The organism is Serratia sp. NA_13 (genome assembly GCF_052691735.1).
On record NZ_JBQZFV010000017.1, the window covers coordinates 91,076 to 109,657 of the forward strand.

Annotated in this window: 19 protein-coding genes and 1 pseudogene; 12 read left to right on the plus strand and 8 right to left on the minus strand. The window is 53.6% G+C overall.

The features are described 5' to 3' along the window. Positions 1–159: 159 nt before the first annotated feature. Positions 160–969: a methionine ABC transporter substrate-binding lipoprotein MetQ gene (metQ, locus tag ACUTSU_RS19760; protein ID WP_445654628.1), complete on the minus strand. Its 810-nt coding sequence runs from the start codon at positions 967–969 to the stop codon at positions 160–162. 284 nt (positions 970–1,253) lie between these two features. Between metQ and ACUTSU_RS19765 the strand changes: the two genes are divergently transcribed. The 3 genes from ACUTSU_RS19765 (at position 1,254) to ACUTSU_RS19775 (ending at position 4,087) form a co-directional block, all read left to right on the plus strand. After that, on the plus strand, positions 1,254–1,772 hold the full coding sequence (locus tag ACUTSU_RS19765) for a hypothetical protein (protein WP_445650913.1): 519 nt from the start codon (positions 1,254–1,256) through the stop codon (positions 1,770–1,772). Between the two features lie 336 nt (positions 1,773–2,108). Further along, entirely contained in the window at positions 2,109–3,506 is a 1,398-nt protein-coding gene (locus tag ACUTSU_RS19770) for a cytochrome-c peroxidase (protein WP_445650914.1), read from the plus strand. A gap of 155 nt (positions 3,507–3,661) precedes the next feature. Continuing rightward, positions 3,662–4,087, plus strand: a complete 426-nt coding sequence (locus tag ACUTSU_RS19775) for a universal stress protein (RefSeq protein ID WP_135344396.1) — start codon at positions 3,662–3,664, stop codon at positions 4,085–4,087. 39 nt (positions 4,088–4,126) lie between these two features. Here the strand turns inward: ACUTSU_RS19775 and ACUTSU_RS19780 are convergent. Next, positions 4,127–4,507 (minus strand): annotated as a pseudogene (locus ACUTSU_RS19780) (MGH1-like glycoside hydrolase domain-containing protein); the annotation flags it as partial. A gap of 138 nt (positions 4,508–4,645) precedes the next feature. Here ACUTSU_RS19780 and ACUTSU_RS19785 point away from each other — a divergent pair. Then, positions 4,646–4,705 (plus strand): hypothetical protein, encoded by a 60-nt coding sequence (locus tag ACUTSU_RS19785; RefSeq protein ID WP_445651146.1) that lies wholly within the window; start codon positions 4,646–4,648, stop codon positions 4,703–4,705. A 73-nt stretch (positions 4,706–4,778) separates the two neighbouring features. Here ACUTSU_RS19785 and ACUTSU_RS19790 read toward each other — a convergent pair whose 3' ends face one another. Continuing rightward, positions 4,779–5,315 (minus strand): dihydrofolate reductase family protein, encoded by a 537-nt coding sequence (locus tag ACUTSU_RS19790; protein ID WP_445650916.1) that lies wholly within the window; start codon positions 5,313–5,315, stop codon positions 4,779–4,781. A 124-nt stretch (positions 5,316–5,439) separates the two neighbouring features. Continuing rightward, the gene (gene ychF / locus ACUTSU_RS19795) at positions 5,440–6,531 is read right to left on the minus strand and encodes a redox-regulated ATPase YchF (RefSeq protein ID WP_135316160.1); all 1,092 of its coding nucleotides are present in this window, start codon (positions 6,529–6,531) and stop codon (positions 5,440–5,442) included. 329 nt (positions 6,532–6,860) lie between these two features. Between ychF and ACUTSU_RS19800 the strand changes: the two genes are divergently transcribed. Continuing rightward, on the plus strand, positions 6,861–8,390 hold the full coding sequence (locus tag ACUTSU_RS19800; RefSeq protein WP_445654629.1) for a SulP family inorganic anion transporter: 1,530 nt from the start codon (positions 6,861–6,863) through the stop codon (positions 8,388–8,390). A gap of 39 nt (positions 8,391–8,429) precedes the next feature. Here ACUTSU_RS19800 and pth read toward each other — a convergent pair whose 3' ends face one another. Then, positions 8,430–9,020 carry an aminoacyl-tRNA hydrolase gene (gene pth, locus ACUTSU_RS19805; protein WP_445650919.1) on the minus strand — a complete coding sequence of 197 codons (591 nt, stop codon included), beginning with the start codon at positions 9,018–9,020 and terminating at the stop codon, positions 8,430–8,432. 313 nt (positions 9,021–9,333) lie between these two features. Here pth and ychH point away from each other — a divergent pair, with 313 nt between their 5' ends. Further along, on the plus strand, positions 9,334–9,612 hold the full coding sequence (gene ychH, locus ACUTSU_RS19810) for a stress-induced protein YchH (protein ID WP_445650920.1): 279 nt from the start codon (positions 9,334–9,336) through the stop codon (positions 9,610–9,612). Positions 9,613–9,797: 185 nt separating this feature from the next. Here ychH and prs read toward each other — a convergent pair whose 3' ends face one another. The 3 genes from prs to lolB all read right to left on the minus strand — a co-directional run bounded on the left by prs (position 9,798) and on the right by lolB (position 12,401). After that, positions 9,798–10,745, minus strand: coding sequence for a ribose-phosphate diphosphokinase (gene prs / locus ACUTSU_RS19815; RefSeq protein WP_012006410.1), 948 nt, complete (start codon positions 10,743–10,745; stop codon positions 9,798–9,800). A 169-nt stretch (positions 10,746–10,914) separates the two neighbouring features. Beyond that, complete coding sequence (ispE, locus tag ACUTSU_RS19820; RefSeq protein ID WP_445654630.1) at positions 10,915–11,781, minus strand: 4-(cytidine 5'-diphospho)-2-C-methyl-D-erythritol kinase; 867 nt, start codon at positions 11,779–11,781, stop codon at positions 10,915–10,917. Further along, positions 11,778–12,401, minus strand: coding sequence for a lipoprotein insertase outer membrane protein LolB (gene lolB, locus ACUTSU_RS19825; protein ID WP_445650922.1), 624 nt, complete (start codon positions 12,399–12,401; stop codon positions 11,778–11,780). The genes ispE and lolB overlap by 4 nt, the downstream gene beginning before the upstream one ends. Positions 12,402–13,115: 714 nt before the next feature. Here lolB and hemA point away from each other — a divergent pair. The 6 genes from hemA to kdsA are packed head-to-tail and all read left to right on the plus strand — an operon-like array spanning position 13,116 to position 18,476. Continuing rightward, positions 13,116–14,378: a glutamyl-tRNA reductase gene (gene hemA / locus ACUTSU_RS19830; RefSeq protein WP_445650923.1), complete on the plus strand. Its 1,263-nt coding sequence runs from the start codon at positions 13,116–13,118 to the stop codon at positions 14,376–14,378. A 33-nt stretch (positions 14,379–14,411) separates the two neighbouring features. Beyond that, positions 14,412–15,497 carry a peptide chain release factor 1 gene (prfA, locus tag ACUTSU_RS19835; protein ID WP_445650924.1) on the plus strand — a complete coding sequence of 362 codons (1,086 nt, stop codon included), beginning with the start codon at positions 14,412–14,414 and terminating at the stop codon, positions 15,495–15,497. Then, positions 15,497–16,327 carry a peptide chain release factor N(5)-glutamine methyltransferase gene (gene prmC, locus ACUTSU_RS19840; protein ID WP_445654631.1) on the plus strand — a complete coding sequence of 277 codons (831 nt, stop codon included), beginning with the start codon at positions 15,497–15,499 and terminating at the stop codon, positions 16,325–16,327. Before prfA ends, prmC begins: the two co-directional genes overlap by 1 nt. Positions 16,328–16,383: 56 nt before the next feature. Then, entirely contained in the window at positions 16,384–16,782 is a 399-nt protein-coding gene (locus ACUTSU_RS19845; RefSeq protein WP_445650926.1) for a SirB2 family protein, read from the plus strand. Then, positions 16,779–17,588, plus strand: coding sequence for an invasion regulator SirB1 (gene sirB1, locus ACUTSU_RS19850; RefSeq protein WP_445654632.1), 810 nt, complete (start codon positions 16,779–16,781; stop codon positions 17,586–17,588). Before ACUTSU_RS19845 ends, sirB1 begins: the two co-directional genes overlap by 4 nt. A gap of 33 nt (positions 17,589–17,621) precedes the next feature. After that, positions 17,622–18,476 carry a 3-deoxy-8-phosphooctulonate synthase gene (gene kdsA, locus ACUTSU_RS19855; protein ID WP_445650928.1) on the plus strand — a complete coding sequence of 285 codons (855 nt, stop codon included), beginning with the start codon at positions 17,622–17,624 and terminating at the stop codon, positions 18,474–18,476. Positions 18,477–18,582 lie beyond the last annotated feature (106 nt).

Below are 18,582 nucleotides of genomic sequence, written 5' to 3' on the forward strand. Positions count from 1 at the left end.
AAACATTTAAGCAAATTTGTATACAACATTGCAGCTTTTTTCACCTAACGGGCATTGCATGATTTGTGATCTTGGTGGGTGAAAAACGAGCGAAAATATCGAGGGCATGAGGAGTGGAGGGAGAAACCCCGTGACGCTTGTCACGGGGTGAAGTGCGAATTACCAGCCTTTAACCGCGTCGCCCTTGTAGATTTCTGCGGCGCTGGCGGCGACCTCATCGGTCTGGTAGGCCTTGACCAGGTTTTTCACGTTTTCGTTGTTCTGGTTATCCACCCGACTGGCGAATATATTGACGTACGGTGAGTTTTTGTCTTCGATAAACAGCCCGTCTCTGGCCGGTGTCAGACCGATCTGGCTGGCGTAGTTGGTGTTGATAATCGCCAGTGCGATTTGTTTGTCGTCCAGCGCACGCGGCAACTGCGGCGCTTCAATCTCAACGATTTTCAACTTCTTCGGGTTGCTGACGATATCCAATGAGGTCGGCAGCAGCCCGACGCCGTCCTTCAGCCCGATCAGTCCCTGTTTTTGCAACAGCAGCAGTGAACGGCCAAGGTTGGTTGGGTCGTTAGGCACTGCGACCTGTGCGCCGTCGGGCAATTGGCTGAGGGAAGAGATCTTTTTCGAGTAACCGGCAATCGGGTAAACAAAGGTGTTGCCCACCGCCACCAGTGTGTAGCGACGCTCCTGAATCTGCTTTTCCAGATAAGGCTTATGCTGGAAGGCATTAATATCCAGATCGCCGTTATTCAGTGCTTCGTTGGGCAGTACGTAATCAGTGAATGTCACCACTTCCACATCCAAATCGTATTTTTGTTTGGCGACCTTTTGTACTACCGCCCACAAAGACTGATCAATGCCGGCACTGATACCAACCTTGATGTGGTGAGCGTCTGGTGCGGTCGGCCCGCAGGCGGTCAGCAGCAGGGTGCCGGTTACTGCCAGCGTGGCGGCGAGTTTTTTCAATGTCATTTCCCAGAGTCCTTGTCAAAATAGCCTGCTGGTTATTGCAGGCTGAATAGTGGCAGTGACTGTAGATAAATGCCTGGCTAAAATAAAATACGGATTAACTATGATTAATAGCGATTTGCTATGAGCAAAATCAGGCCGTGTGGCGCTGCCGGAAACGGGTAAAAGAAGGGCAGTCGCTCAGGCGATATGTGCCCTGATATTCAGTTTGTTTTGACGCAGCTTCCGCCCGCTTATTATGATGGCGGCAAGCCCGACAGGGGCGTGAATAGTCAAAGGAAAATAAAATGCAATTTAACATCTGGCGCAAGGCGCTGCTGCCATTGGTGGTTTTGACTTGTGTATCTGCAGCTCAGGTGCAGGCGGCGGATGCGGTGGTGGAACCTATCCCTAAAACGCTGCTGGGCAACTGGCATGTCAGCAAGATCTTGCCGACGCAAACCGTCGGTTGCTGGGACGAGCAACAGGCCAAAAGCCTGATCGGCGGCAAAATTAGTTACAAGGCCGACGGTTTCAGTTGGAATGGCACCGAGTTGAAAAATGAAGGCGCCACTCTCAGCACGGTCGAGGCGCAGGAGTTTGTCGAAGACAATTCTGGCAGCAGTTCTTATATCGACTTCCCGATGCTGGGCATCAGCACGCCGGCGGTAGAACGGGTGATGATCCAGCATGCCGATACGCAGATCAAAGGCATTACCGATCAGGGCACCGATGGCGTGCCGGGAGACAATGTGCTGCAAAAAGACGCCAACACGCTGATCCTATCGGTGTGCAACGTTTGGTTTGAAGCGCAACGCGTGCGTTGACCCCCCGGTGGCGTTCGCTATTGTGTGCGAGCGCTGCCTACAGTATTCTTGCCAGGCAAAAACATTATATTTCCTTCTGCTTGTTTTAAATTTTAATAATAATTCAAATAATCATTAATTCAGTGAATGAATTAGGGGTTAATTCTTGCTGATTTAAATTGCTCGGCTATTTATCTCTAAGTTTACACTGTTTAATTGATAGGCCAATGATATTATATCTATAGGTAATGGCTGTGGTATTTATTGATTGTCGTCAAAATAATTATCCAGCCTCTGTTTTATATTATTTGATGACAATTAATTATTCGTTCGGCAATGTCTCATAAGGATAGAGTCATGAAAAAGGTCACCCGTATTGCGGCGATTTCCATCGCAGGGATTGTGCTGGTTTATTTAGGTTTGTGCGGCTATGTCTGGTATCACGATACCCAGCGTATTCAGAATGGCTCGGTACTGCGTTCCGCTTCGGAAAAGAATAACCAGGTGCTTGGGTTGTTGAGAGAAAAGGGCTGCGATTATTGCCATACCTCCTCTGCTTCGCTTCCGTTTTACGCATCTTTCCCCATCGCCAAACAGCTGATGGAATATGATATTCGTCTGGGTTACTCCTCATTCAACCTGGAGCCCGTGCGTAGCGCCCTGATTAAAGACGGGCCGCAGGCACAAAGCGACCTGAATAAAATTGAGTGGGTGATGCAACACCAAACCATGCCACTCACTCGCTATGTGGCTTTGCACTGGGCTGGACAGATCAAGCCCGATGAACGGGAAATTCTCCTTGCCTGGATAGCGCAGCAACGCGCGCGCTATTACGCCAGTGCGGATACCGCAGAATCCCATCGTAATGAGCCGGTTCAACCGATCCCTAAAACATTGCCGGTTGATGGGCAAAAGGTGGCATTGGGTTTCCGGCTTTTTCACGATCCGCGTCTGTCTGGGGATAACACTCTTTCCTGCGCTCACTGCCATTCCTTGAATACCGGTGGGGTCGACGGAATAAAAACCTCAATCGGAGTCGGCGGCGCGGTGGGACCGATTAACGCGCCAACGGTGTTTAACTCGGTGTTCAATAGCGAACAATTCTGGGATGGCCGTGCGCCGACGCTACAGGTGCAGGCCGGTGGACCACCATTAAACCCGATAGAAATGGCCTCCAAGTCCTGGGATGAAATCATCAATAAACTCAATAAGGATCCGCAGCTGACCCGCGACTTTGCTGAGGTCTATCCACAAGGGCTCAGCGGCGAGAATATTACCGATGCCATCGCTGAATTTGAAAAAACCTTAATCACCCCGAATGCACCTTTCGATAATTGGCTGCGCGGTGATGAGAACGCCATGACGATGCAGCAAAAACGCGGCTATCAATTATTTAAAGACAACAAATGCGCCACCTGCCATGCAGGGATCATATTAGGCGGCCGTTCTTTTGAGCCTTTGGGGCTGAAGCGCGATTTTAATTTTGGCGAGATCACCACGGCAGATATTGGGCGTATGAACGTCACCAGTGATGTACGTGACAGGTTACGCCAGAAGGTGCCAGGCTTGCGCAATGTGGCTCAGACCGCGCCTTATTTTCATCGTGGTGATGTCGCTACGCTGGATCAGGCGGTAAAACTGATGTTGCGCTATCAGGTGGGTAGCGAACTGCCACAGCAGGATGTCGACGATATTGTTGCCTTCCTCGAAAGCCTGAACGGGGTCTATACCCCGTACCGGCAGAATGCAGAATAAGAACAATATCTTTTCATCAGGCCCCGGTCACGGGGCATTTAGCCTGATATCCCCGTCCGAATGCCGCATTTCTGAACTAAAATTAATCATAATGCTATAACGCTAATGTTATCGCAGAAGTTGGGGTCTCTACTGAATCAAAGACAGGAGGCGCTATGTGTTATCAACATATTGTTATCGCCACCGACCTGAGTGATGACGGCAAACGGCTGGTGGAAAAAGGCGCGCGCTTGGCCGCTGCGCTGCAGGCTAAACTTTCCCTGATTTACGTGGATATTTACTACGATACCTATCATGCCGCGATTGGTTTCTCGGAGAAGAGTTACGATGGGGGTTCTTTTGAAGACAAGATCAAAAAAGAGCTGGAGCCGCTGACCCAAAACGTGAATTACCCGATCAACGAGGTGATTATAGGGCGCGGTGATTTCACCGAGCAATTGCAAAATGCGGTGGTGGATAAAAGCATCGATCTGGTGATCTTCGGCCATCACCATGACCTGTGGAACAAACTGTTTTCCTCTACCCAGCATGCGATCAACCAGTTGAACGTTGACGTACTGGTGATCCCGATTAAATCCTAGCCCGAGCGAAACCTCTGCCAGTTTATCGGGCTTGTTGCGGAAGGCGGCGGCGTCATCACGGCCCGATTCCCAGGAGGCGGCCACTTGGGCTGGCATTTTGATGTTGTCATAGCGCCCGGAAGCAACCACCCGATGATAGTTGTTTAATCCGGCGAGCGTTTTCTCCTGCTGCCCGCGTTTAACGGTGAACAGCATGCGGCCATCTGGCGTATTGTGCGCCTTATCCCGCGTCGCGCCATATTCCGGCACGTCGGTGGTGTTATACACCTCCATTATCGCCCAGGCCGCCAGGCTGGGTTTGGTATTGCGTTCATTCCAGTTGCTACCGTCGCCGCCGCATTCCGGGTTGGAGTTGTAGGCGATCAAATCCGGAATAAAGCCGGTATCCCATGGGCGCAGGAGGTCATCCTGTTCCTGCTGCACTTCAGCGGCGGTGAGCAGGTGAGAGTAGGTGGTGTAGGGGGGGACCTTTGATATTGGCTTTGGCGGTGAACTGATGGCCGTTCACCATAGTTTGCTGCGGCAGTGATTTATGATGGCGGAAGCCGATTCCATTTTATGAGTGCTGACGAAGCGGTGGAGTGGGGGTTGGTGGATAAGGTGCTGCGGGGGCGCTGATATTATCCGACAGCCTCAGCGCAGACTCCTGGATCTCATCCCGCGTCAGGGGCCGGATGTCTGCTCGGGGGATTTATTGGGTCAACAAATAGTGGGATTGTACCAGGCCGGAAGGGAAGCTTCGGCTGGACAGTAATTTGAAATCGGCATCTCGAGGCATAGCACCGAACAACGCTCTTCCTGATCCGAGTAGCACTGGCACCGTGGTGATTACCATATCGGTGACCAGTCTTTCACGCAGGAAAGACTGTATCAGTTGTCCGCCATCGAGATAGACCTGATGGATGTTCTGTTCATCCAATTGTTCAATCAGGTGCTTTGGTGTGAGGGCGGAGAATTGTACTTTACCCTTCAGGTGCAGGGGAACCGGCCCATTGACCAGCTGTTTGGACAGTACCACGACGGGAAGGTCATAAGGCCAGGAATCAAAGCTGAGAACTTTTTCAAAAGCCCCCCGGCCCATCACGATCATGTCTTTATCAGCGATAAAGGCGTCGAAACCATGGTCTTCGCTCGGATCATCGCGTTGCAATAGCCACTCGATGTCGCCATCTTGCCGCGCGATATAACCATCCAGACTGGTAGCGATAAAAACGTGTGTCGTGACCATCGAAGGCTCCTTCTTTATAAGCTGTAAATTATTGTCCTGGAGGGCAGCAAAATCAGCAACACGCGTTAAAACAAAAAATCCACGCCTTGGCGTGGATTTTAGAGTTTGCTGCAGAAGATGAGGTTTAGACGTTGAACAAGAAGTTCATCACGTCGCCGTCTTTGACGATGTAGTCTTTACCTTCTGAACGCATTTTACCTGCCTCTTTAGCGCCTTGTTCACCCTTGTAGGTGATGAAGTCGTCAAAAGCGATGGTTTGCGCGCGGATAAAGCCTTTCTCGAAGTCGGTGTGGATCTTGCCGGCGGCCTGTGGTGCGGTAGCGCCAACCGGGATGGTCCAGGCGCGAACTTCTTTTACGCCAGCGGTGAAGTAGGTCTGCAGGTTCAGCAGTTCGTAACCGGCGCGGATCACGCGATTCAGCCCCGGTTCTTCCAGACCCAGCTCGGCCATAAACTCGGCGCGGTCTTCGTCTTCCAGCTCGGCGATGTCGGATTCAACTGCAGCGCACACGGCAACCACTACCGAGCCTTCGGCCGCAGCGATTTCGCGCACTTTATCCAGGTATGGGTTGTTCTCATAGCCGTCTTCGTTGACGTTGGCGATGTACATGGTTGGCTTCAGCGTCAGGAAGCTCAGGTAGCGGATCGCTGCACGGTCTTCATCGGTCAGATCCAGTGCACGCAGCATACCGGCGTTTTCCAACTGCGGGAGGCATTTTTCCAACGCGGCCAGTTCGGCTTTTGCGTCTTTATCGCCGCCTTTGGCTTTCTTCTGTACGCGGTGGATAGCGCGCTCGCAGGTGTCCAGGTCAGACAGTGCCAGCTCGGTGTTGATCACTTCGATGTCGTCCGCCGGGTCAACCTTGTTGTTCACGTGGATGATGTTGTCGTTCTCGAAGCAGCGCACCACGTGGCCGATAGCTTCGGTTTCACGGATGTTGGTCAGAAACTGGTTACCCAGGCCTTCGCCTTTGGACGCGCCCTTCACCAGGCCGGCGATGTCGACGAATTCCATGGTGGTTGGCAGGATGCGTTGGGGTTTGACGATCTCGGCCAACTGGTCCAGACGCGAATCGGGCATCGGCACCACACCGGTATTAGGTTCAATGGTGCAGAACGGGAAGTTGGCTGCTTCGATACCCGCTTTGGTCAACGCGTTGAACAGGGTGGATTTGCCTACGTTAGGCAGGCCGACGATACCGCATTTGAATCCCATGTTGTTATCACCTTAAATATCTTAACTATCAGTCGGTTAGGTTTAACCCACTGCATAAAGGACGAAATAATGGCGCCATTATACACGTAATGGCTGTTTTTCTCGATCTGGCTGTGTGCTGCGGGCAAATGCAGCCGAAAGCCGGTTTTTGATTGAGATTTGGATCACATTTACACATACTGACACTTCTGATTAACCTACAGGAAACGCGCCGGATGCACTTCTTGCCCAGTCCTCTCTGAGTTGCCCCCTCCTGAGGTTCACCGCGCCATGCGGCTCTGTTTCCCGTTCTGCGGGAAGGTTTTTTATCTGTCAGAAGTGAATAATCCATGTTTAACCTGAACAATTTCAGGCTGTCGACCGTCAAGAACGAGGTGCTGGCGGGCTTTGTAGTGGCAGTTTCCATGATCCCCGAAGCGGTCGGTTTTTCTTTGGTCGCCGGGCTTTCTCCGATCGTCGGGCTACACACGGCTTTTATTATCGGTTTGGTGACCGCCCTGTTTGGCGGCAAACCGGGCATGGTGTCGGGTGCGGCAGGTTCGATAGTGGTGGTCTTGATGAGCCTGGCGGCGCAACACGGCATGGCCTATGTGTTATGGGCGACGATTTTCGCTGGGGTGATCCAAATCCTGATCGGTGTTTTCCGGCTGGGTAAATTTATTCGTCTGGTGCCGCTGCCGGCGATCCACGGCTTTGTGAATGGTTTGGCGATCGTCATTATGCTGGCGCAGCTGCATATGATTGCCGGGCAGGGGCTGCTGATGTACGGGCTGGTGGCGCTGGCGATCCTGGTCGTAGTGCTGTTTCCGCGACTGACCCGGGTGATCCCGGCTTCGTTGGCGGCCCTGATTGTGGTTTCCGCGCTGGCGATTGGCTTTAACTTGCATACCTTGCGGGTCGGCGATCTGGCCGATATCTCCGGCGCCTTGCCGCATTTCAGCCTGCCTATGGCCCCGTTCAGCCTGGAAATGCTGAAAGTGGTGCTGCCGTATGCAGTAGTGATCGCCCTGGTGGGGTTGATTGAGTCGCTGCTGACCATGACGGTGCTTGACGAAATGGGCGGCAAAAAGGGCAACGGCAACCGTGAGAGTATCGCTCAGGGCGCGGGTAACGCCATTTGTGGCTTGTTTGGTTGCTTTGCGGGCTGCGCGATGATTGGTCAGTCGATTATCAACTTCACCTCGGGTGGGCGTGGACGTATTTCCGGCATCGTTGGCGCGATATTGCTGATCCTGTTTGTGGTCAGCCTGTCAGGCTACATCGGCCTGTTGCCGGTAGCGGCGCTGGCCGGGGTGATGCTGGTAGTGTGTTACAACACCTTTGAGTGGAGTTCGCTGCGCCGCCTGCGTCGGATGCCGAAGGCCGATGCGTTGGTGATGCTGCTGGTCACGCTGATCACTATTTTTACCGATTTGGCAATGGCGGTGATCAGCGGGGTAATTATCTCGGCTCTGGTGTTTGCCTGGCAGCAGGCGCGTATTCGCGTGCGTCAGCATCGGGTGGTAGGGGATGTTGCGGTGTATCAACTGGACGGCCCGCTGTTCTTTGGTTCTACCGCGGCCTTTGCCGAACTGTTCGAGCCGAAAAACGATCCACAAAACGTGGTGCTGGATTTTGCCGGCACCCGGGTGATGGATTCCAGCGGAGTAGAAGCGATTGATAAGCTGACGGCACGTTATCTGGCAGCGGGAAAAACCATTCGGTTGCGCCACCTGAGCGGCGACTGCGTGCGTCTGTTAAAGCAGGCCGGTCCGTTTTGCAGCCATGAACTGGACGATCCGCAATATTACGTGGCGGAAGAAGGTTATCAGACCGATGATGCCAACGTCGGTGAGGAAACCTTCAAGCTGAGAACCTAAGCTGGTCGGCAGCGGGCGCGATGCCCGCTGCCATCACAATCAGGGCTGCGCCTTAAAGCTGTGCAGGCGGCGAACGGTTTTTTCCAGGCCGTCGGTCAGCAGGATTTCCGTGCAACGCGCGGCTTCATCAATCGCTTCATCAATCATTTTTTGCTCGCTGGCCGGTGGCTTGCCGAGCACGAAACCCACCACCTTGTTTTTATCGCCTGGATGACCAATGCCAATGCGCAAGCGATAGAAGTTCGGGTTATTGCCGAACTTACTCTGAATATCCTTCAGCCCGTTGTGCCCACCGTTGCCGCCACCCAGTTTGATTTTTGCAACACCGGGCGGAATATCCAGCTCGTCGTGCGCGACCAGAATTTCGTCCGGCTCGATGCGGTAGAAATTGGCCATCGCCAGCACGGCTTTGCCACTGAGGTTCATAAAGGTGGTGGGGACCAGCAGCCGCACGTCATTACCGGCCAAATTCAGTCGGGCTGTGTAGCCATAGAATTTGCTCTCTTCTTTCAACTGCTGGTTATGGCGCTGGGCCAGTAAATCGACGTACCAGGCGCCGGCGTTGTGTCGCGTCTGGGCATACTCAGCGCCCGGATTCGCCAGGCCGACTATCAATTTAATACTGCTCACTGGGAGATTCGCTATGATCGGGATAATGGAAAGGGCATTAGTCTACCTGCCTGCGCGGCGAATGACAAAATCCTGATGCCGTGCATGACATCGGTGGACTGTGATCCTTAACGCGGTGAGTGATTCATTAGCGGAATCATTCAATTTGTTAACTAATTAGTTGCTTAAAGTAAAGTTTTGTCATGCTTTCTTTACTATTTATGATCGCCTACGCAATCACCTTGTCGGGCCAGGGTCTATACTTAACTTATCAAAGTGGGTTAACCATTTACTGAGTTATCCCGGTTGGCTAATGGCACTATGGAGGTGGCATATGAAACGTAGAAACGTGCACAAAATGGGCAACTTTTTTATGGGGCTGGGGCTGGTAGTGATGGTCGTCGGCGTTGGATACAACATTCTTGCTGAAGTATCGCAGTTTAATTTACCGCAGTTTTTCGCCCATGGTGCCATCATGAGTATCTTCATCGGCGCGTTGCTATGGCTGGCCGGTGCGCGTATTGGCGGGCGTGAGCAAGTGGCGGATCGTTACTGGTGGATAAAACATTTTGATAAACGGTGCCGAAACGATAATCATCGCTCGTCACATTGATTAAAAAAACAAAAGGGAACAGGTGTTACGGCAAAGGAGATCTGCCGCGCATTAAGGGCTAAGGTCATGTTTGACTACCCCTGGAAAACCCGTTGCTGCTGATGCACCAACGGGTTTTTCTTTTTCTGCCAGCGGGCAATCAATCGATCCGGTACGGCAGGGCGCCGCACCGAAAAGAATTCTGATTAATGCTCGAACATCGCAGAAATTGACTCTTCATTGCTGATACGACGGATGGCTTCAGCCAACATGCCGGACAGCGTCAGAGTACGCACGTTTTTCAGTGCCTTGATTTCTGCAGACAACGGAATGGTGTCGCAAACGATCACTTCATCAATCACCGAGTTCCTGATGTTTTCCACCGCATTACCGGAGAAGATCGGGTGGGTCGCGTAGGCAAATACGCGCTTGGCACCGCGTTCTTTCAAGGCTTCAGCTGCTTTACACAAGGTACCACCGGTGTCGATCATGTCGTCAACCAGCACGCAGTCACGGCCTGCCACGTCACCAATGATGTGCATCACCTGGGAAACGTTCGCACGTGGGCGGCGTTTATCGATGATAGCCATATCGGTATCGTTCAGCAGTTTGGCGATAGCGCGGGCGCGCACTACGCCACCGATGTCCGGGGAAACCACGATTGGGTTCTCCAGATTCTGTTGCAGCATATCTTCGAGCAGGATCGGGCTACCGAACACGTTATCTACAGGAACATCGAAGAATCCCTGGATCTGTTCAGCGTGCAGATCTACCGTCAATACGCGGTCAACCCCAACGCTGGAGAGGAAGTCGGCGACAACTTTGGCGGTGATTGGCACACGAGCAGAACGCACGCGGCGATCCTGGCGGGCATAGCCGAAATAAGGGATAACAGCAGTAATACGACCTGCGGAGGCGCGACGCAGGGCATCTACCATAACAACCAGTTCCATCAGGTTATCGTTGGTAGGAGCACAGGTGGACTGGATGATGAAAATATCACCGCCGCGTACATTTTCGTTGATTTGCACGCTCACTTCGCCGTCGCTAAAACGACCTACTGCGGCGTCACCAAGGCTGGTGTACAAACGGTTGGCAATACGTTGTGCTAGTTCCGGGGTGGCGTTACCAGCAAAAAGCTTCATATCAGGCACGAGAAGAACCTCAGGCATGCGTCCAGAGAAGATATTGTCATTCGGCCTCGCTAAGGGGCAGTTAGCGACGCCGGCGCAATATCATACGGGTGTGTAAAAAAATTTGAAACCGCAGCGGCGCAGGGATGACAGGGCCAGGTGTGAGCGACTCTGCGCAGCGAAACGAGAACTACGGTTCAATCTGCCCGGAACGAATGCGATGTAGTGGAGAGACGTTAACGCCACGCGCTACAAAACCACGTATCCACCCCGGGGCTTGATTTAACACCTGACGGGCGGCGGTTTCTGTGTCGAATTCAGCGAACACACATGCACCTGTGCCAGTCAGGCGTGACGGCGCGTATTCTAACAGCCAAGAAACAAGCTGTTCAACCTCGCGAAAACGTTTTCTTGCTATTGGTTCGCAATCATTTGCGTAAGTTGCCTGCAACAGCACATTTAATGGGCGAACCGGGGTGTCTCTTTTTAAATCGGCATCGCCAAAAATAACCGGGGTCGGGATGCTGACACCCGGGTGGGCAACCAGATACCACTTTTCCTGCGGATTGGCAGGTTGCAAACGTTCACCAATGCCCTCGGCAAAGGCGGCCTGGCCGCGAACGAATACCGGAACATCGGCACCGAGGGCCAGCCCCAGTTCCGCCAACTGCTCGTCGCTCAAGCCGCAGCGCCACAGGTCATTCAACGCCACTAACACCGTTGCTGCGTTGGAGGAACCGCCACCCAGTCCGCCACCCATCGGCAGACGTTTATCGATGCTGATGTCGGCACCGCGCGGGGCGGTATTCAGCCCGTGACGATCGCAATACTGTTGCAGCAGACGGGCGGCGCGAACGATCAGGTTTTGCTCATCTGGTACGCCGGCCACCGGGGTCAGCAGACGGATGCTGTCATCCTGCCGTACGTCGATGGTCAGTGTGTCGCCGTAATCCAAAAACTGGAACAGCGTCTGCAGCAGGTGGTAGCCATCTTCGCGTTGGCCGGTAATGTACAAAAACAAATTGAGTTTAGCTGGCGATGGCCATTGACGAATCATTTAAGCGTCCAATCGTCCATTTTCAGTTTGATGCGTTGGTCACCCTGTTTCAGTTCCAGGCGGCTCGGCAACTGTGGCTTGAGGCTGTTGTTGTAGTCCTGGTAATCCACGGTCCAGGTCTGGCTGCCTTGTTGGTAGGTCAGCGAGTTCAGGCGATATTGGTCATCGAGCTTGAAGTCGTCGGCTTCACCCGGCAGGCCGAGCATCCACTGGCGCAGGTTGTCCAGCGGAATGGCCATGCCGGTCAGCTTGCGGATCATCTCTTCGGCATTGTCGCTGACATAGCGTTTGCCCTGGTTGTCCGTCAACTGCACTACGTTTTTCTGTACGTTGAGGTCAAGCTCGGTACTGCCAAGCGGGTTGGTCAGCAGCAGGCGATAACGGTCCGGCGAATACTGTTGCCAGAAGAAGCGGGCGTAGACTTTTTTCTGATCTGACAGGTAGGCGAAAGAACCACGGGTCTGATACTGACTCAGCTGTTGTACCGCTTGTTCGTGGGCACGCCACTGCGGCGACGTCGGGCTGGTGGCCGGGCCGGTCGGCTTGGTGGTAGTACAGGCAGCCAGCACCAGGCTGGCCAGCGGAATCAGGCGGAGCAAACTAACTTTGCGGATTGGCATAACTTTCTCTTGTCCTTTTGTCCTTGCGGGCACGCACAGCGAAACCTGAGTATCGGTATTTACGCTAGCGGGGCAACGCCGGCTCGTCAATTCTTTGCTGCATCGCGTTGAAATTTCCCGGCTTTGTCACCGCTCTCGGGCACGGGGCCAGGTGCGGTCTTCGCTGATAAGATTAACACAATCGTTCCAACCTGAGCTCTGGACGCAATAATATCTCTGGGGCCGGGTGTTGCTGCCGTTGGTGTTTAGTTGATGTTGCGTTCTGTAGTATTGCAAGAGTCTATCGCCGTGGGGAGATCTGAAGATTATGAAGCTTGCAGTTCGAATCGTTATTTCGCTGTTATGTTTTGCGGGCTCGGCATTTTTTTACCTGCAGGCGAAGCATGTTTTTTGCCAACAGGTTTTCTTCATTTTGGATCCTACCTTTCGTTGCGGCACTTTGGGCTGGTAAAAGCCGGATATTTGATCGCTACCCTCAGCTCAGGTGGTCAGTTTTACTCAATACTGTGCGGAATATCGCAGACTGGACTAAAATTCAGTATGTTATGTCGTCAAAATATTATTTATCTTATTGTATTTATTGCTAATCACTCCTTGATGCTGTCTATTTCAGCGATTGGACGGAAGATGCGGTTGTGCCTTTTATTGATCCCGCGCATCAAGTAGAATGCCGTTCAACGAGAACCCGTACCAAAAGAAGTATTACTCGAAGCAATGACCCTGCTGGCGTTAGGTATAAATCACAAAACCGCTCCGGTTTCTCTGCGTGAAAGGGTGACCTTCTCCCCAGAGTCTATCGAACAGGCGCTAACCAGCTTGCTCCAACAACCGTTGGTGCAGGGCGGTGTCGTGTTGTCTACCTGCAACCGCACCGAGCTGTATCTTAGCGTGGAGCAACAGGAACATATTCACGAACAGCTGGTCTCCTGGCTGTGTGAGTACCACCACCTGCGCCCGGAAGAGGTGAGTAAAAGCCTGTACTGGCACCACGGCAACGAAGCCGTCAGCCATCTGATGCGCGTGGCCAGCGGGTTGGATTCACTGGTGCTGGGCGAACCGCAAATTCTCGGGCAGGTGAAGAAAGCCTTTGCAGAATCTCAACGCGGGCAGTCATTGTCTGGTGAGCTTGAGCGTCTGTTCCAAAAATCCTTCTCCGTCGCCAAACGCGTGCGTACCGAAACTGAAATCGGTGCCAGTGCGGTATCCGTAGCCTTTGCCGCCTGTACCCTGGCGCGCCAGATATTCGAATCTCTTGCCGAATTGAATGTCCTGCTGGTGGGGGCCGGTGAAACCATTGAACTGGTGGCGCGTCATCTGCGCGAGCATAAAGTACGACATATGATTATTGCCAACCGTACCCGCGAGCGCGCCCAACTGTTGGCGGACGAAGTCGGCGCAGAAGTGATCACCTTGCCGGAAATCGACGAACGCCTGGCGGACGCCGACATTATTATCAGTTCTACTGCCAGCCCGCTGCCGATCATCGGTAAAGGGATGGTGGAGCGCGCGCTGAAAGCGCGCCGCAACCAGCCCATGCTGCTGGTGGATATTGCCGTACCGCGTGATATCGAACCGGAAGTGGGCAAGCTGGCCAACGCCTATTTATACAGCGTGGACGATCTGCACGCCATCATTCAGAGCAACCTGGCGCAGCGCAAGGCCGCGGCGGTGCAGGCTGAGTCGATCGTCCAGCAGGAAAGCATCAACTTTATGGCCTGGTTGCGCTCGCAGGGCGCAGTGGAAACCATCCGCGACTACCGTTCGCAGGCCGATCAGATCCGTGCGGAAATGGAAGCCAAAGCCTTGGCCGCCATTGCGCAGGGCACGGACGTGGAGCAGGTTATCCACGAACTAGCCCATCGGCTGACCAACCGTCTTATTCATGCCCCTACCAAATCCCTCCAACAGGCCGCCGGCGATGGCGACGTGGAGCGGTTGCAATTATTACGCGACAGCCTCGGGCTGGATCAGCATTAGTTTTCTCTTTATTAACAGGGTTTAATACCACGCATGAAGCCTTCTATTGTTGCCAAACTGGAAGCGTTACAAGAGCGCCATGAAGAAGTGCAGGCGCTGCTCGGCGATGCCGGCGTTATTGCCGAGCAGGATCGGTTCCGTGCGCTGTCGCGCGAATATGCACAGTTGACCGATGTCAGCCGCTGTTTCCTTGAATGGCGTAAGGTTCAAGACGATCTGGCTACCGCAGAAATGATGTTGGATGACCCGGAAATGCGCGAAATGGCGCAGGAAGAGTTGAAAGACGCCAAGGCGGCAACGGAAGAGCTGGAGCAGCAATTACAAGTGCTGCTGTTGCCGAAAGATCCGGATGATGAGCGCGATTGCTTCCTGGAAGTGCGTGCCGGTACCGGCGGTGACGAAGCGGCGATTTTTGCCGGAGATCTGTTCCGTATGTACAGTCGCTATGCCGAAACGCGTCGCTGGCGCGTCGAGATCATGAGTGCCAATGAAGGCGAGCACGGCGGCTATAAAGAAGTGATTGCCAAGGTTTCTGGGGATGGCGTTTTCGGTCAATTGAAATTTGAATCTGGCGGCCACCGCGTACAACGCGTGCCGGAAACCGAGTCGCAGGGGCGTATTCATACCTCCGCCTGTACCGTGGCGGTGATGCCGGCGGTACCGGAAGCCGAAATGCCGGAGATCAATGCTGGCGATCTGAAAATCGATACCTTCCGTTCCTCCGGTGCCGGCGGCCAGCACGTTAACACCACCGACTCGGCGATCCGTATTACCCACTTGCCAACCGGTATTGTGGTGGAGTGTCAGGACGAACGTTCACAGCACAAAAACAAAGCCAAGGCGATGTCGGTGCTGGGGGCGCGTATCCGTGCCGCCGAAATGGCCAAACGCCAGCAGGCCGAGGCATCAACTCGTCGTAATCTGTTGGGCACCGGCGACCGCTCCGATCGCAACCGCACCTACAACTTCCCGCAGGGGCGCGTGACCGACCATCGCATCAACCTGACTTTGTACCGTCTGGATGAAGTGATGGAAGGCAAACTGGATATGCTTATCCAACCTATTGTGCAGGAATATCAGGCTGATCAACTCGCTGCGCTGTCCGCTGAGCCAGAGTAATGGACTATCAATCCTGGCTGAAGGCGGCAGTTGCCCGGTTGACGCAAAGTGACAGTGCCCGGCGTGACGCGGAAATCCTATTGGGTTTCGTGACCGGTCGGGCCAGAACTTTTCTGATGGCATTTGGCGAAACTTTGTTGACTCAACAACAGCAAGAACAGTTGGAAAGGTTACTGGTGCGCCGCGAACGTGGCGAGCCGGTGGCTTATCTGATTGGTGAACGCGAGTTTTGGTCGCTGCCGCTGTCGGTCTCGCCAGCTACCCTGATCCCGCGTCCGGACACCGAATGCCTGGTGGAACTGGCGCTGGAGCGCCTGCCGTCATCCGCTTGCAATATCCTCGATCTCGGTACCGGCACCGGTGCCATTGCGCTGGCGTTGGCCAGCGAACGCCCGGACTGCATGGTGACCGGCGTTGATTTACAGCCTGAAGCCGTAGCGCTCGCGCAGCATAATGCGCAGAAGCTGGCGATCGGCAACGCACAATTTCTTCAGGGCAGCTGGTTTGCGCCGCTGGGCGGCCAAACTTTCGCCCTGATCGCCAGTAATCCTCCGTACATCGACGCCACCGACCCGCATCTGGCACAGGGCGACGTACGTTTTGAACCCAGCAGCGCGCTGGTCGCGCAGCAGCACGGGTTGGCGGATTTGTCCGCCATTGTGCAGCAGGCACCGAAGTATCTGCTGCCACAGGGCTGGCTGTTGCTGGAGCACGGTTGGCAACAGGGCGAGAGTGTGCGCGCATTGCTGCAGGCCGCCGGCTTTATTTCGATCGCTACCCGCCGTGACTACGGTGATAACGATCGCGTGACTTTTGGCCAATGGCCGTAGCAGTAACTGAGAACTAACAAAAAAAAGCACACAGCGAATAAACAAAAGGAAGCAATATGGCAGTCTACTCAGCGTTAAAACATTTGCACCTGTTGACAGTCATCATCAGTATTGTCTTGTTTGTGCTGCGATTTTTCTGGAAATGGCGAGACTCGGCGATGATGAACAAGCGCTGGGTGAAGATAACGCCACACATAAATGATACGGTACTGTTCGCCAGTGGTATCGCGTTAGTGGTGATGTTCAAGTTTTACCCGCTGCTGGGTATGGACTCGTGGCTGACCGAGAAGCTGTTTGGCGTTATTATCTATATCCTGCTTGGCTACGTCGCATTGGGCAAGAAGACCAAAAGTAAGAACCTGCGCACCCTGGCGTTTGTGCTGGCGTTGGGCTGTCTGTACCTGATAATTAAACTTGCCACGACGAAAATACCGTTTCTGATGGGATACTTATGAGTAGCATTGCTGATTTTAAATTTAACACCGCGCTGCTGAGCGCGGGTGTGATCCTGGTTTCGCAGTCCGTGCGGCGTGATTTCCCCACCGCTGAAGTCGAACGCAAGCTGCAGCAGCTGGTCGACGACGCACGTGCGGCGATACCGAAGGATCTCAGCCAGGAACAGCAACTGGACGCACTCATTGAACTGTTCTTCAAAACCTGGGGTTTTGGCGGCGCCGGCGGCGTGTACCGTTTGTCCGACGCTATTTGGCTCGACAAGGTGCTGGAAGGGCGCCAGGGCACGCCGGTTTCCCTCGGCACCATTTTCCTGCACATAGCCGCGCATCTGGATTTACCGCTGTTGCCGGTGATTTTCCCCACCCAACTGATCCTGCGGGCAGACTGGCTGGATGAAGAGATGTGGCTTATCAACCCGTTGAACGGAGAGACGCTAAACGAGCATCAACTGGAAGTGTGGATCAAGGGCAACCTGGGTCTGGGCGCCGAGTTGGAAGACGACGATCTCGATGAGTCAGAAAACGTCATGGTGGTGCGTAAGATGCTTGAGACGCTGAAGGCCGCCCTGATGGAAGAGGAACAGATGGAAATGGCATTGCGCGCCAGCGAAACGGTGCTGTGCTTCGATCCGGATGACCCGTACGAAATCCGTGACCGTGGGCTGATTTACGCCCAGTTGGAATGCAACCATATTGCTATTTCCGACCTCAATTATTTTGTCGAACAGTGTCCTGAAGATCCGGTCAGTGAAGTGATCAAAGTACAGATCCACTCGATTGAACCGAAACAGGTCACGCTGCATTAATTCATTTGATTTAACATCAACAAAGGCGAAAGCATGAAACAGAAAGTGGTTAGCATTGGTGACATCAACGTAGCGAACGATCTGCCGTTTGTGCTGTTTGGCGGTATGAACGTGCTGGAATCGCGCGATTTGGCGATGCGCATTTGCGAACACTACGTCACCGTGACGCAAAAACTGGGCATCCCTTACGTTTTTAAAGCCTCTTTTGATAAAGCCAACCGTTCTTCTATCCACTCGTACCGTGGTCCGGGCCTGGAAGAAGGGATGAAGATCTTCGAAGAAATCAAAAAAACCTTCGGCGTGAAAACCATCACCGACGTGCATGAAGCCTCACAGGCGCAGCCGGTGTCCGAAGTGGTTGACGTGATCCAGCTGCCAGCATTCCTGGCTCGCCAAACCGATCTGGTAGAAGCGATGGCGAAAACCGGGGCGGTGATCAACGTCAAGAAACCCCAGTTCGTCAGCCCGGGCCAAATGGGCAATATCGTCGACAAGTTCAAGGAAGGCGGTAACGATCAGGTGATTTTGTGCGATCGCGGCAGCAACTTTGGTTACGATAATCTGGTGGTCGACATGCTGGGTATCAACGTGATGAAAAATGCCACTGGCGGTCATCCGGTGATCTTCGACGTGACCCACGCCCTGCAGACCCGTGACCCGTTTGGCGCCGCATCCGGCGGCCGTCGTGCACAGGTTACCGAACTGGCACGTGCCGGTATGGCGGTTGGCCTGGCTGGGCTGTTTATTGAAGCGCACCCAGAGCCGAACAGCGCCAAGTGTGATGGTCCGTCCGCGTTGCCGCTGGACAAGCTGGAGCCGTTCCTGGTGCAGATGAAAGCCATCGACGATCTGGTGAAGAGCTTCCCAGAGCTCGATACCAGCAACTAAGCCGGTTTTCTCGTAGTAAAAAGCCCGGTTTTTATACCGGGCTCAGACAGATGACAAACCTCATACCTGCCCAGAGCGAGTAGAGGCCGATAAATAAAAATCAGGA